The organism is Olsenella massiliensis (genome assembly GCF_001457795.1).
GTDB classification, from domain to species: domain Bacteria; phylum Actinomycetota; class Coriobacteriia; order Coriobacteriales; family Atopobiaceae; genus Olsenella_F; species Olsenella_F massiliensis.
In genome coordinates this window covers 888109-903327 of record NZ_LN898211.1, presented here as the reverse complement: position 1 = coordinate 903327, position 15219 = coordinate 888109, and the positions used below count along the sequence as shown (strand labels likewise).

Sequence of the window (15219 nt, the reverse complement as noted above, 5' to 3'; positions counted from 1 at the left end):
GCGACGGCGGGCGTGGGGACGAGGGCGCATACCTCCGCGTCCGAGGCGCCGCGGCGGGTATCGCGCGTGGGCACCCCTCCCCTCTCTCGCATGAACGTGAGCTGGGCATGGATGTCGGCAAGGTCGGGGACGCGCGCCAGGCCGCGCTCGCACGCCGCCCTGCCAGAGGGCGCGAGCAGCCGCTCCTCAAGGAGCCTGCAGGCCTCGGCCCTCACCGCGTGGACCGCCGAGAAGCCCATGCCGCAGCCCTCGTCGAGCTCCACGTCAAAGGAGGCGGGCGCGAAGGGACTCTGCCCCATGCGGCCCACGTGCTCGACGAGGTCCTCCCGCGTCACGGCCCTGGTGCGCGCGCCCTCCACCACAAAGCCCTCGGCGCATGCCGACGCCGATCCGTCCACGCAGGAGAGCTCCACCGAGAAGGGCTCGCCGCGGCGTGCGACGACCCTCACCGCGACCTGCCGTCGCGGCGGTCGCTCCCCTCCCGCGACCTGGGCGGCGTCGTCTAGCGCGGCCTGCGAGCGGATGACGCGCACGGGGGAGCCCGCCGGCATCGGGCGCGCCGTCGCACAGCGCAGGGTCTCGCCCGCGGCCGCGTCTGCGGGAGCCAGCGTGGTGAGAAATTGGCTGGGGTCGGCGAGGGGCCGCGCCTCGAGGAGGTCTCCCTTGCCCACCGGGACGTCAAGGAGCACGTCTATGGTCGCGTAGGTCTTGGAGCGCAGGCGCGCGCGGCCGACGATGGCGCCCGCGCCGGACCCTCCCCGACCCCAGGTCGCTCGATGCCGTCACGCTGCCCACGAGCTCGCCCCGGTTGTTGGACCTCTCGTAGCTCATCATGTCGTCATCCGAGCGACCGTCCAGGTAGGAGTTCGTAAAATCGCGGTTGAACGCCCTGCGCAGGCGGGTGAGGCGCGCCGAGCGCGCCGCCTCGTCAGGCTCCCTTCCCGCGGCGAGGTCGTCCAGCTGAAGGCGATAGGCGGACGCGACCGCATGCACGTAGTCGGGGGACTTCATGCGTCCCTCTATCTTGAGGGAGCTCAAGCCGGCCCGGGCGAGACGCCCCAGGTCGTCCATCGTGCAGTAGTCCTTGGGGCAGAGCGGCAGCCTCCTGCCGGGCGCGGAGACCACCTGGCCCCGTGCGTCCACCAGGTCATACGGAAGCCGGCACGGCTGGGCGCAGAGCCCCCGGTTGGCCGAGCGGTCGCCCGCGAGCGAGCTCATGAGGCACGTGCCCGAGTAGCAGAAGCAGAGCGCCCCGTGCCCAAAGCCCTCAAGCTCCACGCCCTCCCGGGCGATGCGGGCGATCTCGGCCACCGAGAGCTCGCGCGAGAGCGTGACGCGCGAGACGCCCAGGGCGCGACACCACGCGACGCCGCGGGCGTCGTGCACGTTGGCCTGGGTCGACACGTGTAGCTCCAGCTGGGGATAGCGCTCGCGCAGCTCGGCCATGAGGCCCCAGTCCTGGACGATGAAGGCGTCTGCCCCCAGAAGCCAGGCCGTGCGCACGAGCGCGAGGGCGCGGGGCAGCTCCTCGGTGCGGATGACCACGTTGACGGTCACGTACACCCGCGCCCCCGCCAGGTGGGCGGCGCGACACGCGGCCTCGAAGGTCTGGTAGGTGAAGTTGCGCGCCCCGCGTCGGGCGTTGAAGTCGCTGCCCAGGGCGCAGTAGATGGCGTCCGCGCCGGCGGCGAGCGCGGCGTTGAAGGCCTCGGGGCTCCCGGCGGGGGCCAGGAGCTCGGGGACGTTGCAGGGATCTGGATGGGTCACGGGGGGATGCTCCAGGGTCGGTGGGTGTCGAGGGCGCGCCGGGGCGCCGGCGGCGGGAGGTGGGGACGGCCGGGACGCGGCGGCGCGGCGAGCGCCAGGCGCCTTAGGCCCGCAGGTACCAGCTCGTCGTCAGCCACCTGCGCACGTCGTCCTTGGCATAGCGGAAGTAGTAGAGCGTGCGGGCCGACAGCTTCCTTGGCAGCACGAAGCGGCTGCGACCCGCAAGGAGCGACGTTGCCAGCCGCCTGTCCGCGTCGTTCGCAAGGCGCTGCGCCACGTCCTCGTCAAAGAACTCCCGCAGGACGTCGGACAGCTCGTTGGTCACCGCCAGGAACTCGCGCTGCGGAACCTTGAACAGCTCGACCATCGTGAAGTCCAGGGCCCACGAGATCATCTCAGGCGCATGGGCCTCAAGCAGGCCCATGCCCCGCCAGTCGGCCAGGATGTGCCGGGCGATGTTGACGTGCTCGCTCATCTTTGCGCCCAGGTCCTGGTTCATGCGGTCCATCAGGGACCCCGCCCGCCAGGCCTGATACTCGTAGAGCTTCTGCGAGAGGAAGACGGTGCGACGCGACCGCGGGTACACCGCAAAGCAGAACACCTGGTCCTCGCCAAAACGGACGTCCTCGTCAAAAAGCAGGTCGTTGTCAATGAGGAAGTCCCTCGCAAAGGCCATTCGCCAGGAGAACGGTCGTGACGCCTCCTTCATGAGCACGTCCATCGAGAAGCCGTCGTAGGTGACGTCCCTCGGGCTCAGGACAAAGTCCAGCCAAGGGTTCCCCGCCTCCGGAGGCGTGTACGTGGCGCCAAAGGTGAGCACGTCAGCATTGGTGGCGCTAAGGGTTGAGACGATCTGCTCGCAGGCGGAGGGCACGAACGTGTCGTCGGAGTCCAGGAAGCAGACGAACCTGCCCCGCGCATACCTGATGCCGGCGTTGCGCGCGGACGAAAGACCCCCGTTTGGCTTGCTGACGACCCTCACGCGAGCGTCCCTGCGCTCCCACTCCCTGAGCTTGTCAAGGGAGTCGTCAGTGGAGCCGTCATTGACGCAGAGGATCTCGATGTTGTCGTAGGTCTGGGCGGCAAGGGAGCCAAGGCAGGTGTCAAGATACGAGGAGACGTTGTAGACCGGCACGACGACCGAGAGCACGTCTCCCGTCATAGCTTTCCCATCGCCTTGAGCCTGACGAGGGTGGCGACGGCCCCCGGGCCGCCCGCCGCCCAGAAGTTCCTGACGGTCTCCCACTTGCTCTCGCTCGTCCTGGACTTGCGCCTGGCGGCAAAGAGGGCCTTGTTGTCGAGGATCTCCCTGAGGTCGCTCACCTGCCAGGGCATGAAGTACTGGAAGCAGGCAAGATCGGGGTCCTTGAGGTACGAGCCGTCGAGGACGCCGGGCGCGATGGTGCCCGCGTCGACCTCCTCGCGCATCTCCCGCGCGAACCTGTCGAGGAACTCGTCCTTGAACTCGTCGGCAAGGCGGTCGTAGTTCCAGGAGTAGTTGAGGAACTTGACGTGGGCACGGATGGGGTCAAGCTCCCCGCGCAGGTCGGGCCTGTCCTCCCTGAGGAAGCGGCTCATCTCCGCGTGCTCGTCGCAGGTGCAGTACACCTTGCCCTTGGAGTTGACCGACGAGTGCTCGTTGTCCTGGCGATAGTGCAGGAAGGCCCGGCCGGAGTACCTGACGCGCTCTGCGCAGGCCAGGACCTTGAACGTGAAGCTGGAGTCCTGGTACGAGGCGCCCGGGGTCGCAAGGAAGCGAATGTCGTTCTTGCGCAGGAAGTCCGTGCGGTACAGGGCGGACCAGATGGAGGGCTTCTTCCAGAACGCGCCGGGCACCTTGCGGGCAACGTGGACGCCCAGGCTGATCATGTCAGGCGTGGCCAGCTCGCAGTAGATGTCGTGCCTCGAGGAGTACTCGGGCTTGGGCTCGGACCAGTAGAACCAGAAGGCGCACTTGAACATGTCAAGACGGTCCCTCTCGGCGTGCTTGACCATGTACTCTATGGCCTGGGGCTCCAGGAAGTCGTCTGACTCGAGAATGGATATGTACGTTCCCGTGGCGGCGTCCATGCCTTGGTTCATCGAGTCGCCGTATCCGCTGTTTGCCTTGTCGATCACGCGAAAGCGGTCGTCCTGGTCCATGAACGACTGGATGATGTCGCGCGAGCCGTCCGTGGAGCCGTCGTTGATGCAGATGACCTCGATGGCGCGATAGGTCTGCGCCCTGAGCGAGCTGAGGCACTCCTCAAGGTACGTCTCGACGTTATAGATGGGAACCAGCACGCTTACCAGCGCGTCAACGGAACTGCTCACGCAAGGACCTCCAAAGGGGGCGGCAGGGCCCCACGCCTGTCAGATGAATGATGCGTCAGATGGTAGCAGAATGTCACGCGGCCCAAGGCCCTCGTCACGCGCTCCGGCAAGGCCTCTCGGGCCACACGCGGTCTCCCCAGGAGCGCGCCCTGCGCACGAGCGGCCCCACAAGGAGGGTGTCGAGCAGCCACGCCAGCAGGAGCAAGGCGCAGAACAGGCCTAGGCACAAAGGGACGAAGCGCAGCACCGTATGGGCGACGCCAGAGGGGGCGGGCACCCTGCGGTTGACGACGCCCCACAGCACGACCCAGCCCAGATAGTTCTCGTGCAGCAGATATACGCCAAACGTGGACCTGGCCGCGGCGGCGAGAACGGCGCGCGGGGCGCCGGGCAGACGCGAGAGACTCCCCGCCCTCTCGTCCTTGTCCAAGGCGACGACGAGCAGCAGCGCCGCGATGAGGATGAAGGCGGGGGCCACGCCGTCGTGATAGATCCAGTATTGGTCCCATCCGAACAGGGTGGCGAGCGGCGAGCCCGACAGGCACAGGTAGTTGAAGGCAAGCATGAGCGTCAGCGCGAGGCAGCCGGCCAGCGCGCGCAGCGAGGGTCTCACGCCACGCCACGCATCGGGATGCGCCCGCAAGAAGGCGCCTATGAGATAGCAGGTGATGCCCTTGCCCAGGGGTGACAGCACGCCCGTGTTGGTCCCCAGGAGGCTCAGGGCGCTCGCGACCAGCAGTCCCACAATCAGGGTGCCCACGCACCGGCGATCGCACGCGCATACGATATGATTCAGGAAGGGCGCGAGAAGGAGCAGGATGAGATACGTCGTCATGAACCAGTACGACCCCATGGAGAACGGAGCCAGCTCCTTGAGCGTCGTGACCAGCAGGCCTTGGCCCTCCAGCAGCGGGTCTAATGCGGACAACCCCCCCCCGACGAAACTGCGGTAGAGAAGCACGGAGCCGAGCACCACGAGGGAGTATGCGAGCATCATGACCCACGCGCCGAGCACGCGCGAGACGCTGAGCCCCCTCCCCATCAGGTAGTAGCCAGAAATCATGAAGAAGACGCAGACGCCGACCTGACCAAACTGGACGACAGTATTGGCAACCGCAAAGCCTGCCCCGGGAACGCTCAGCAGGTTCCAGTCAAGGTGAATGGTCATGTGGCAGGCAAACACGAAGAGCATCGCCACGATTCTCAGAAGCTCCACGTGAAGGTTGCGGACTCTCGGGTTCATGCACATCCTCTTCTCACGTTCTTGCCTATGCGTCAGAGGCCGCCCAACGGACTCGGGCACATCTAGGATATGGTAACCGGTAGCCTGACTCACCATCTTGAGCACCTTGGAGATCACACATGCCCGTTGACATGACACGAAAGGACGGACGCAGGACGGCGATGCGCGTGGTCCTGCTTGCCCTTCCCCTGGCGGCAGCCCTATTCCAGCACGCCCTGTTTCCCTCGGTCGGAAGGACCGTCTTCATAGCCGTCGCCGGCTACGCGCTCGTGGCGCTCTGTCCCGCCACGCATCTGAGCCGTCTGCACGTCTGGGACGCCACCCGCCGGAGCCGAGGCGCCATCGCCCTCTTTCTGGCGATTGAGATGGCGCTTGCGGCAGGTCTGACCCAGATCACGCTCCCGGCACACAATTTTGCGGGCCCCTATGACTATCGGGAGAGCTTCCTCAAGGACCAGAACCAGTACGACCACCTTGCCGACGCATTCCTGCACGGCTCGGTGAGCCTTGACCTTGAGGTGCCCGACTGGCTCCGCACGATGGACAACCCCTATGACGCGCAGCGCCGTCTTGAGCTGGGAATGCAGACGGGAGAAAAGTCGCTGTTTGACTACGCCTTCTTTGAGGGACGCTATTACAGCTACTTTGGCCCGCTGCCGGCGCTTGCCCTCTTCGTCCCCTTCAAGCTCTTGACCGGCGCCGACCTCAGGACCGACGTCGCGGTTGCCGCCTGCGGGGTGCTCCTGTGCGGCGCGATCGCATGGTTTTTGGCCCAACTCGTAAGGAGGAGGTTTCCCGACACCACCCTGCAGACCTACTTCGTGCTGAACCTGGGCATCCTCTTTGGGTGCGGCGCAAGCACGAACCTGTTTTTGCCCTTGTTCTACTCGCTTCCCTCGCTGATGGGCCTAGCCTGCGTGTTCGCGGGCCTGGGATGCTGGCTGGGGGCGCAGGAGGATGAAGGGCTCAGGAAGGGGGCCCTGGCCATGGGCTCCCTCCTGGTCTCATGCACGCTGCTGTGCCGTCCGCAGCTCTTTTTGGCGGTGCTCCTGGCCTTTCCCATCTTTTTTCAGGACATCCGCGCACGGCGCTTCTTCTCCTGGCGCGGCGTGGGCAACACGCTGTGCATGATCGCGCCCGCCGTCGCCGTGGGCGCGGCGGCGATGGCCTACAACCAGGCCCGCTTTGGCTCTCCACTCGAGTTTGGCGCCTCGTTCAACCTGACCGGCTTTGACATGACCGCCACGCGTGGATTTAGGGCGGACCTCGCGCTCAAGAGCCTCTACGTCTACCTTCTCTGTCCCATCGACGTCACCCGTTCCTTTCCCTTCATCGCCCGACTTGACCTCACGCCGCTCATGGGGAGCTTTCCCGTCGAGCCCTACTACGGGGGCATCGTCTGGTTTGCGCCGGTCGTGCTCTCCCCGCTGGCCCTGGCGCTGAGGGGCATGCGCCGGAACCTGGCGTCAAAGGGCCTCCTAGGCATTGTAGTGGTGGCCGTCCTCGTGGCCCTCCCGCTCATGGTCATCAGCTCGCAGGTGGCAAGCATCTCCATGCGCTACGTGGCGGACTTCGCCTGGGCGCTGCTCATGGCGTCCACGATCGTGTGGCTGCAGGCGTTGGACGCCCCGCGGCATGCCATCGCGTCATGGCTGCTCTACGCCCTTACCATGCTCACGGTCGCCATCGCATGCGTGCACTTCTTCTCGCTGGGACGCTATGAGGAGCTCGTCTTTTCCAATCCCGCCTTCTACCAGCTCTTCCAGGGATGGTTCCCGAGCATCTGACACGGCAGAGGAAGAGGGATGCGCGGGCGGGGAGGGAGCGAGGCTACACCAGCCGCGCCCAGCGGCGCTTGCCGGCCTGGAGCACCGTTCCCGGCCCCAGGAGCGCGGGGCTCACGTTATAGCCCTTGGCGGGGACGGGGGCGCCGTCGATCTTGACGCCGCCGCCGTCCACGAGCCTGCGCGCCTCGCCCGCCGACGCGGCGATGCCGACGTCCACGAGGAGCTTGCCCAGGTACACCTGCCCCTGGTCGTTGACGGCGGCGACCGTCGCCGAAAACTCGGGGACGTCGTCAGGCACCTCGCCCTTCTTGAACGTGGCGTCAAAGGCCTCAAGGGCGCGCCTTCCCTCCCCCGCCCCGTGGTACAGGTCCACGATGTTGGCGGCGAGGGCCCGCTTGAGCCGGTACGGGTCGGCGCTGCCGTCCGCGAACGCGGCGTCGATGGCGTCCATCTCGTCGAGCGAGACGGTGGAGCACAGGCGGTAGTACATGGGCACCAGCTCGTCGGCGATGCTCATGAGCTTGCCGAACATGTCCTGGGGCGCGTCCGTGAGGCCCACGTAGTTGCCGTAGCTCTTGGACATCTTCTTGACGCCGTCGGTGCCCACCAGAAGCGGCATCGTGAGCGCCACCTGGGGCTCCATGCCCCGCGAGCGCATGAGGTCGCGGCCGGCGAGGAGGTTGAAGATCTGGTCGTTGCCGCCCATCTCGACGTCCGCGTCGATCACCACGGAGTCGTAGGCCTGCAGCACCGGGTAGATGAACTCGTGCAGGGCGATGGAGCGGCCCTCCTCGTAGCGCTTGTGGAAGTCCTCGCGCTCGAGGATGCGCGCCACGTTGAACTGACTCATGAGGCCCAGCATCTGCGAGAGGTCGAGGGGCTTGAGCCACTCGCCGTTGTGGACGATGGTGGTGCGATCGGGGTCGAGCACCTTCATGGCCTGCTCGACGTAGGTCTGGGCGTTTGCCTCCACCTGCTCCTCCGTGAGGGGGGGTCGGGTGCTGTCGCGGCCCGAGGGGTCGCCGATGAGCGCGGTGCCGTTGCCGATGATGAGCGTGACCTTGTGACCCAGGTCCTGGAACTGCCTCATCTTGCGCAGGGGGACGGCATGGCCCAGGTGCAGGTCGGGCGAGGTGGGATCCACGCCGAGCTTGATGTTGAGGGGCCGCCCCTCCTCGAGCTTTCTTCTCAGCTCGTCCACAGGGACGATCTGCATGGTGCCCGACGTGATGACCTTGAGCTGCTCGTCAACTGACAACAACGCGTGTACCTCCAGGGATGCGGTCCCGCCCCTGCGGGCGGACGATGCGGCAAATCGTGCCTTCCTAGGATACCTCAACGAGACGGGTGCGCCCCCCACGGCATCGAGCCCCCGGGGCGATTCCCCGTGGCGAGGGGCCAGGGGTGCCCTTTTGGCGTGACATATGCAATCATAGGGAAATCACAGGTCAAACCTACGACCCAAGGGGACTCTCATGCATGCCTCCTCGCCCGTCACAGCAAAGGTCCTGGGCGCCGCCGTCGCGGCCTTCATCCTGCCGTTTCTCATGACCCCCACGAAGGCCCTGGCGCTTGAGGGAGCCCCCATGGCGGAGGGCGTGGACGCGGCTGTCTCTCGCACCATATGCTCATCCGAGGGCGCCACGATGACGAGCTCCACCACCGCGAATGAAGCCGCGGCATCGGCCACGGCGCATGCGGCTACGACGGCGCCCGTCCCTGCGGGCGACTCCTCGACGGTGGACTCCCCAGAGAAAACGGACGATTCCGCCTCCCCTGACGCGGGAGAGCCAAACGCCGGCCAGGCGCCGGCGGCAGACTCCCTGCCCTCGGGGGATGCCGCCGAAAATCAGCAGGATCCTGCGACGCCGGCCGCCCACGTGGCTCAGGGGGCGGGCGCAGGCGACGCCTTGGGCGAGGCCGCCGCGTCCGAGAACCTCGCGTCAGGCGCCGGTGCGCCCCATCAGGCGACCGGAACGGCCGCCAAGGCGCCGGCCCAGGGCGTCCGCGACGGACTGTACGAGATAACGGCCGGCACCTCCTCGTCGCTGAGGCTTGACGTCTCTGGCGGCTCGACGGCCGACGGCGCCCGCGTCCAGGTGTGGAGCGCCAACGACAGCTCCGCGCAACGCTGGAAAATCACGGCCGGGAGCGACGGCTACTACACCATCATGAACGTCGGAACGGGCAAGTACCTTGACGTGCGCTGGGCGGCCGCCACGAGCGGCGCTCACGTTCAGCAGTACAGCGGAAACGCAAGTTACGCCCAGCAGTGGAGAATCGTGCCGGACGCCGCCCGCGCGGGCTACTTCATGTTCCTCTCGCGCCTTGACGAGTCCCTCGCGCTGGACGTCCCCGGGGCGTCATCCGCAAGCGGCGCGCGCATCCAGCTCTACGCCAGAAACGGCAGCTCCGCCCAGAGCTTCTACCTCTCGCGCCTGCAGGCGGCGATCGATGACGGCGTGTACGTCGTCGCCAACTCCGGATCGGGACATGCCCTCGACGTGAACGCCGCCTCGCTGGCCGACGGGGCAAACGTGCAGCAGTACGCCCCAAACGGGACCCTCGCCCAGGCGTTTCGCCTGTCCTATGACGCTGCCACGGGCTACTACACCGTCATAAACGCCCAAAGTGGCAAGGTGCTGGACGTGGCGGGCGGGCGCTCGGGCGACTGCACCAACGTCCAGCAGTACGCGTCCAACGGCAGCGCGGCGCAGCGCTGGGTCATCCGGAGGCTCGATGACGGAACCTTCGGGTTCTTCTCGGCCATAGACGGCAGGGCGCTCGACATTGCCTCGGGCTCCCTGAGCTCGTGTGCCAACGTGCAGACCTTCCGCTGGAACGGCACGCGCGCGCAGCGCTGGACGCTGAGCGCGACCACCGCGTGGCTCAAGGACGACAGCTACGAGCTGGTGTGTGCCGCAAACACGAGAATCGCCGTTGCCGTCGGCCGCCACGGCGGACCGGGCGAAGGCGCCCTCACCACGTCCGTCCGGAAGCCGGCCAACCCCTACCGCAAGTGGCGGCTCGTGCTCGGGCACGACGGGTACGTGCACCTTGTGAACCTGGCCACGGGTCTTGCCCTGACGGCGAGCCCCGGCGGGGCGAGCGGCGACGTCATCGGCCAGTCCGCCTACACGGGGGCCCACGAGCAGCAGTGGCTCCCCGTGCTCACGACGGGCGGCATCATGCTGCAGTCGAGGCTCTCCCCCTCCGTCGTCATGGACATTCGGGGGGGTTCGACGAGCGCGGGGGCGACGGTCCAGACCTTCGCGAGCAACGGGACGCCGGCACAGCGCTTTCTGTTTGTCCCCACGAGCCTGCTTGCGACCAACAGGAGCTACCACATCTCGAGCGCCGCGTTTCGGACGATGTCCGTGGACGTTCCAGGCGCGAGCACCGCGGCCGGGCAGGACGTCTGGCTCTACACGTCCAACGGGACGGCAGCCCAGATGTTCTATGTCGAGGACGCCGGCAACGGGCGCGTCCGCCTCATGAACGCAAACTCAAGGCTGTACCTCTCGTCCACGCCCGGCGACGAGTACGTGAGGCAGGTCACCTCCAGGGACGCGGCCTCCTCGCTGTGGACCGTCTCGTTTGGCAACGACATCAACGCCCTGCGCCTGACGAACGCGGCGACGGGGCTTGTCATCACGAGCGGCGCGAACGCAAGGGGGGCAAACGCCGCGCTCTTCACCACGGCCCAGAGCGCAGGTGACGTTCATGAGGGATTCTTCCTCGTGCCCGTGAGGGTGAGCTCCCAAGGCAGGCTCAACGGCATCGACATCGCAAGCTACCAGGCGGGCATCGACCTGTCCAAGGTCCCCTGCGACTTCGTGATGGTGAAGGCGACGCAGGGCGCCCGCTACGTCAACCCCACGTGGAAGACCATGGCAGACCAGGCCCTCTCCCTTGGCAAGCTCCTTGGCTTCTATCACTTCGTGAGCACGGGCGCCGGCGCGATCGCGGAGGCGACTCACTTTGTGGACACCGTCCGCGACTACGTGGGAAGGGCGATCCTCGTGCTTGACTGGGAGAACAACGACATCACGGGCGAGCAGAACCTCAGCCGAGGCCCCGCCTACGCCAAGGCCTTCCTCGACAAGGTGTACGAGCTCACCGGGGTGCGGCCCCTCATCTACACGAGCAAGAGCGTCACGCGCGAATACGACTGGAGCTCGGTGGCCAGCAGCGGCTACGGCCTTTGGGTCGCCCAATACGCGAACATGGCCCCCCAGCATGGGTATAACCCCGACCCCTGGACCGACGGCAAAGGCTATGGTGCCTGGGACGCCCCGACGATGTTCCAGTACACGTCGACGGGCTACCTCAGCGGGTGGGGGTCGCCTTTGGACCTGGACGTCTTCTACGGCGACGAGGAGGCCTGGAACGAGCTCGCCTCGCGCTCCTGACGCGCCCGCAGGCCGCGCGCGTCCTGCCCCTACCCCGCAAGGGGACGGGGCAGGGCCTTCACGTAGCGCTCGAGCTCGTCCTCCCAGGCGTCGGGGACGAAGCCCGCAGACGCCAGCTTGCGCAGCGAGAGGACGGAGCTTCTGGGGCGCGGCGCCACGGGGCCCTTGGAGCCCCGGGAGTACTCGTCGGTCGAGACGCCCACCACCACCTCCGGCGACCCGTTGCCGTTGCGCAGGTCAAACACGCGCCGGGCGAGCTCGTGCCAGCTCGTCGGCTCCCCCGAGCCGGTAAGGTCATAGCAGCCGAAGGGCGCGGAGGTCTCCAGAAGGTGCAGGATGCCCCGTGCCAGCTGACGCGCGAAGGTGGGCCGGCCCAGCTGGTCGTTCACGACCCGCACCTGCGTCAGGTCGTCATGAGGGTCCGCGACCCTGTCGGAGAGGCGGGCCATGGTCCTCACGAAGTTGCGCCCCTGTCCGACGACCCAGCTCGTGCGCAAAAGATAGTGCGAGGGGCAGACCCGGACCGCCAGGTCGCCCGCCGCCTTGGCCTGGCCGTAGACCGAGAGGGGCGTGGGGGTCTCGTCCTCGTCGTGCTCGGCGACGGTGCCGTCGAACACGTAGTCGCTGCTCACGTGCACGAGGGTGATCCCCGCGTCGGCACACGCCCGCGCGAGGCGGGCGGGGCCCACGGCGTTTGCCGCCCAGCAGGCGCGACGCCCCTCGGCGGTCTCGGCGCCGTCCACGTTGGTGTAGGCGGCGCAGTTGACGAGCGCGCCGTAGCGGCTGCCGTCAAGCGCGTCCGGGGCGTGGGGATCCGTGAGGTCAAACTCGTCGCGGCCCCAGAACTCGAAGTCACCTGCGCGGCCCCGCTCCTCGACGAGGGCGCGCAGGGCGCGCCCCAGCTGACCGTCCGCGCCGACGACGAGCGTCCTCTTGGGCGCCATGGGTCGCACGTCCCTCAGGAGGGGGTGGTGCCGGTCCGCCTCGGAGAGCTCACATTCGTCCAGGGGGATGGGCCAGGCGATGGCGAGGTCGGGGTCGGCCAGGTTCACGAAGGTGTAGCTTGCCTTGAGCGCAGCGGACCAATGGGCGTCCACGAGGTAGACGTAGGTCGTGCCGTCCTCGAGCGCCTGGTAGGAGTTTATGACGCCCCGGGGCACGTAGACGGCCCTGCTCGCGTCGATGGTCGTGGTGAAGACCGTGCCGTAGGTCCGGCTGCCCTCGCGCAGGTCGACCCAGGCGCCAAAGATGGAGCCCGTGGCGACGCTCACGAACTTGTCCCACGGCTCCCCGTGGATGCCGCGGGTGGCTCCGCGTCGCTCGTTATACGAGATGTTGTTCTGAACCCAGCGACGGTCGGGCACGCCCAACTCGACCATCTTCTGACGCTGCCAGTTCTCCTTGAACCAGCCGCGGTTGTCCCCATGGACCGCGAGCTCGACGATCTTGAGGCCCTCGATGCCCGTCTCGACGAGCCTGAGGCTCTTCTCATACTCCATGCTTGCCTTCCTCTGGTCGAGACGACTCCGGCGCGTCGTCACGTCGCCGGCAGGGTCCCTGCCCGTCACTGGCCCTGGACGGCGTAGCGGGCCTCCGTCTTCTCCTTGACGGGACGCCACCAGGGCTCGTTCTCGCGATACCAGGAGATGGTCTGGTCGAGCCCCTCGGCAAAGTCGGTGTGCAGGGGCCGCCAGCCCAGCTCCTCCCTGAGTTTGGTGGGGTCGATGGCGTAGCGGCGGTCGTGCCCGGGCCGGTCGCGCACCCAGTCAAAGGCGTCGGCGGGCTGCCCCATGCGCTCCAGGATGGCCGCGAGGACGTCACGGTTGCTTCTCTCGCCGTCCGCGCCGATGAGGTAGGTCTCGCCGAGCCGGCCGCGCGTGAGGATGTCCCAGACGGCGCGGGAGTGGTCCTCGGTATGAATCCAGTCGCGCACGTTCTTGCCGTCGCCGTACAGCTTGGGACGGACGCCGCAGAGGACGTTGGTGACCTGCCGGGGAATGAACTTCTCGACGTGCTGGTAGGGCCCGTAGTTGTTGGAGCAGTTAGAGATGGTGGCGCGCACGCCGTACGTGCGGTGCCAGGCGCGCACGAGCAGGTCGGAGCTCGCCTTCGTCGAGCTGTAGGGACTCGAGGGCCTGTAGGGGTCGTCGGGCCTGAAGCGTCGCGGCTCGTCCAGGGCGAGGTCGCCGTAGACCTCGTCGGTTGACACGTGATGAAAGCGCAGGTCATACCTGCGACAGACCTCGAGGAGGCGGTAGGTGCCCTCGACGTTGGTGCGGACGAAGGGGTCGGGGTCCTCGATCGAGTTGTCGTTATGGGACTCCGCGGCAAAGTGGACGATGGCGTCATGGCCCGGCGCCAGGCGCTCGAGGAGCCCCTCGTCACAGATGTCGCCCACCACGAGCTCGACGCGCTCGGGGGGCAGGCCCGCGAGGTTGGCGGGGTTGCCAGCGTAGGTGAGCTTGTCGAGGACGGTCACGTGCACGTCGGGATGCGCCCGCGCCACATGGTGGACGAAGTTGCTCCCGATGAACCCGCAACCTCCCGTCACGATGATGTTCGTGGGCACGAAGGGCTCGGCCATATTCACTCCCCATCCAGGTCGGCGAAGCGGTCGGGGGCGATCCTGCCCTCGGCCACCTGAAGCAGATGACTGCCGTAGTTGCTCTTACCATAGCGCCTCGCGCACTCGAGGAGCTTCTCCCGCGTGACCCACCCGTTGTCGTAGGCGACCTCCTCGGGCACCGAGACGGGCAGGTCCTGGGCCGTCTGGACCGTCCGCACGAACTGGGAGGCCTCGAACAGCGACTCCATCGTGCCCGTGTCAAGCCAGGCGAAGCCACGCCCCAGCGTCACGACGTCAAGGCTGCCGTCCTCGAGGTACAGGCGGTTGAGGTCCGTGATCTCGTACTCGCCGCGCGCCGAGGGCGTGACCCTCGACGCCAGCTCGCACACCCGCTCGTCATAGAAGTAGAGGCCGGTCACGGCGTAGCTGCTCTTGGGGCGGGCCGGCTTCTCCTCGATGGAGATTGCGTTGTAGTCGGCGTCAAACTCGACGACGCCGAAGCGCTCGGGGTCGTCCACGCGGTAGCCAAACACGGTGGCGCGCCCCTCGCGCGCGGAGGCGACGGCGTGCCTGAGCCTGCCCGTGAGCCCGTTGCCGTAGAAGATGTTGTCCCCCAGCACGAGGGCGCAGGCCTCACCGCCCACGAACGGAGCGCCGATAACGAAGGCCTGGGCGAGACCGTTGGGAGTGGGCTGCTCAGCGTACGAGAGCGTGATGCCAAAGTCGGACCCGTCGCCCAGCAGGCGCTGGAAGTTGGGGAGGTCCTGGGGCGTGCTGATGATCAGGATGTCCCGGATGCCCGCAAGCATGAGCGTGGAGAGGGGGTAGTAGACCATGGGCTTGTCATAGACGGGCAGCAGCTGCTTGGACGTGACCGTGGTGAGGGGATAGAGGCGCGTCCCCGAGCCGCCCGCCAGAATGATGCCCTTCATGTGATGCCCCCCTGCCGCATGCTCGCCTACATAGCTCCACCATGTCAGCCACACCCTGTAAGGGTACCTGAATCGGCCGGCGCGCGGTCGCCACAATCACGCTCGGCGGGCCTTTGCCGCCCAGCGCAGAGCCCGCGTCGCACATTCCCAAGGCGACGCGCCCCACCCGCCGCGCGGCGGGCGCCGCACGCCCCTGCCA

11 protein-coding genes are annotated in these 15219 nt (G+C 67.3%); 2 read left to right on the top strand and 9 right to left on the bottom strand.

Annotated elements, in window-relative coordinates; genetic code table 11:
* The 5 genes from BN3001_RS08610 to BN3001_RS08060 all read right to left on the bottom strand — a co-directional run.
* A partial coding sequence (locus BN3001_RS08610) for a DUF3656 domain-containing protein (protein WP_235815086.1) occupies positions 1-689 on the bottom strand: 689 nt, incomplete at its 3' end.
* Positions 679-1767: a peptidase U32 family protein gene (locus BN3001_RS08605; protein WP_235815085.1), complete on the bottom strand. Its 1089-nt coding sequence runs from the start codon at positions 1765-1767 to the stop codon at positions 679-681. The genes BN3001_RS08610 and BN3001_RS08605, both read right to left, overlap by 11 nt.
* A gap of 103 nt (positions 1768-1870) precedes the next feature.
* Positions 1871-2929 (bottom strand): glycosyltransferase family 2 protein, encoded by a 1059-nt coding sequence (locus BN3001_RS08070; protein ID WP_058271225.1) that lies wholly within the window; start codon positions 2927-2929, stop codon positions 1871-1873.
* Positions 2926-4080 carry a glycosyltransferase gene (locus BN3001_RS08065; RefSeq protein ID WP_082630072.1) on the bottom strand — a complete coding sequence of 385 codons (1155 nt, stop codon included), beginning with the start codon at positions 4078-4080 and terminating at the stop codon, positions 2926-2928. The genes BN3001_RS08070 and BN3001_RS08065 overlap by 4 nt, the downstream gene beginning before the upstream one ends.
* 94 nt (positions 4081-4174) lie before the next feature.
* Positions 4175-5323 (bottom strand): acyltransferase family protein, encoded by a 1149-nt coding sequence (locus tag BN3001_RS08060; protein WP_058271223.1) that lies wholly within the window; start codon positions 5321-5323, stop codon positions 4175-4177.
* Between the two features lie 119 nt (positions 5324-5442).
* On the opposite strand from BN3001_RS08060, the gene BN3001_RS08055 reads away from it, so the two are divergent.
* Positions 5443-7110, top strand: coding sequence for a hypothetical protein (locus BN3001_RS08055; RefSeq protein ID WP_082630070.1), 1668 nt, complete (start codon positions 5443-5445; stop codon positions 7108-7110).
* Positions 7111-7153: 43 nt separating this feature from the next.
* Here BN3001_RS08055 and tyrS read toward each other — a convergent pair whose 3' ends face one another.
* The gene (gene tyrS / locus BN3001_RS08050; protein ID WP_058271221.1) at positions 7154-8371 is read right to left on the bottom strand and encodes a tyrosine--tRNA ligase; all 1218 of its coding nucleotides are present in this window, start codon (positions 8369-8371) and stop codon (positions 7154-7156) included.
* Between the two features lie 214 nt (positions 8372-8585).
* Between tyrS and BN3001_RS08045 the strand changes: the two genes are divergently transcribed.
* Positions 8586-11522, top strand: a complete 2937-nt coding sequence (locus BN3001_RS08045; protein ID WP_058271220.1) for an RICIN domain-containing protein — start codon at positions 8586-8588, stop codon at positions 11520-11522.
* A 29-nt stretch (positions 11523-11551) separates the two neighbouring features.
* Here the strand turns inward: BN3001_RS08045 and BN3001_RS08040 are convergent, their stop codons facing one another.
* The 3 genes from BN3001_RS08040 to rfbA all read right to left on the bottom strand — a co-directional run bounded on the left by BN3001_RS08040 (position 11552) and on the right by rfbA (position 15020).
* A complete protein-coding gene (locus BN3001_RS08040; protein ID WP_058271301.1) occupies positions 11552-13021 on the bottom strand; it encodes a sugar nucleotide-binding protein in 1470 nt (489 codons plus the stop codon).
* A gap of 65 nt (positions 13022-13086) precedes the next feature.
* Positions 13087-14106 carry a dTDP-glucose 4,6-dehydratase gene (gene rfbB, locus BN3001_RS08035; RefSeq protein WP_058271219.1) on the bottom strand — a complete coding sequence of 340 codons (1020 nt, stop codon included), beginning with the start codon at positions 14104-14106 and terminating at the stop codon, positions 13087-13089.
* A 2-nt stretch (positions 14107-14108) separates the two neighbouring features.
* On the bottom strand, positions 14109-15020 hold the full coding sequence (gene rfbA / locus BN3001_RS08030) for a glucose-1-phosphate thymidylyltransferase RfbA (protein WP_058271218.1): 912 nt from the start codon (positions 15018-15020) through the stop codon (positions 14109-14111).
* Positions 15021-15219: the final 199 nt, after the last annotated feature.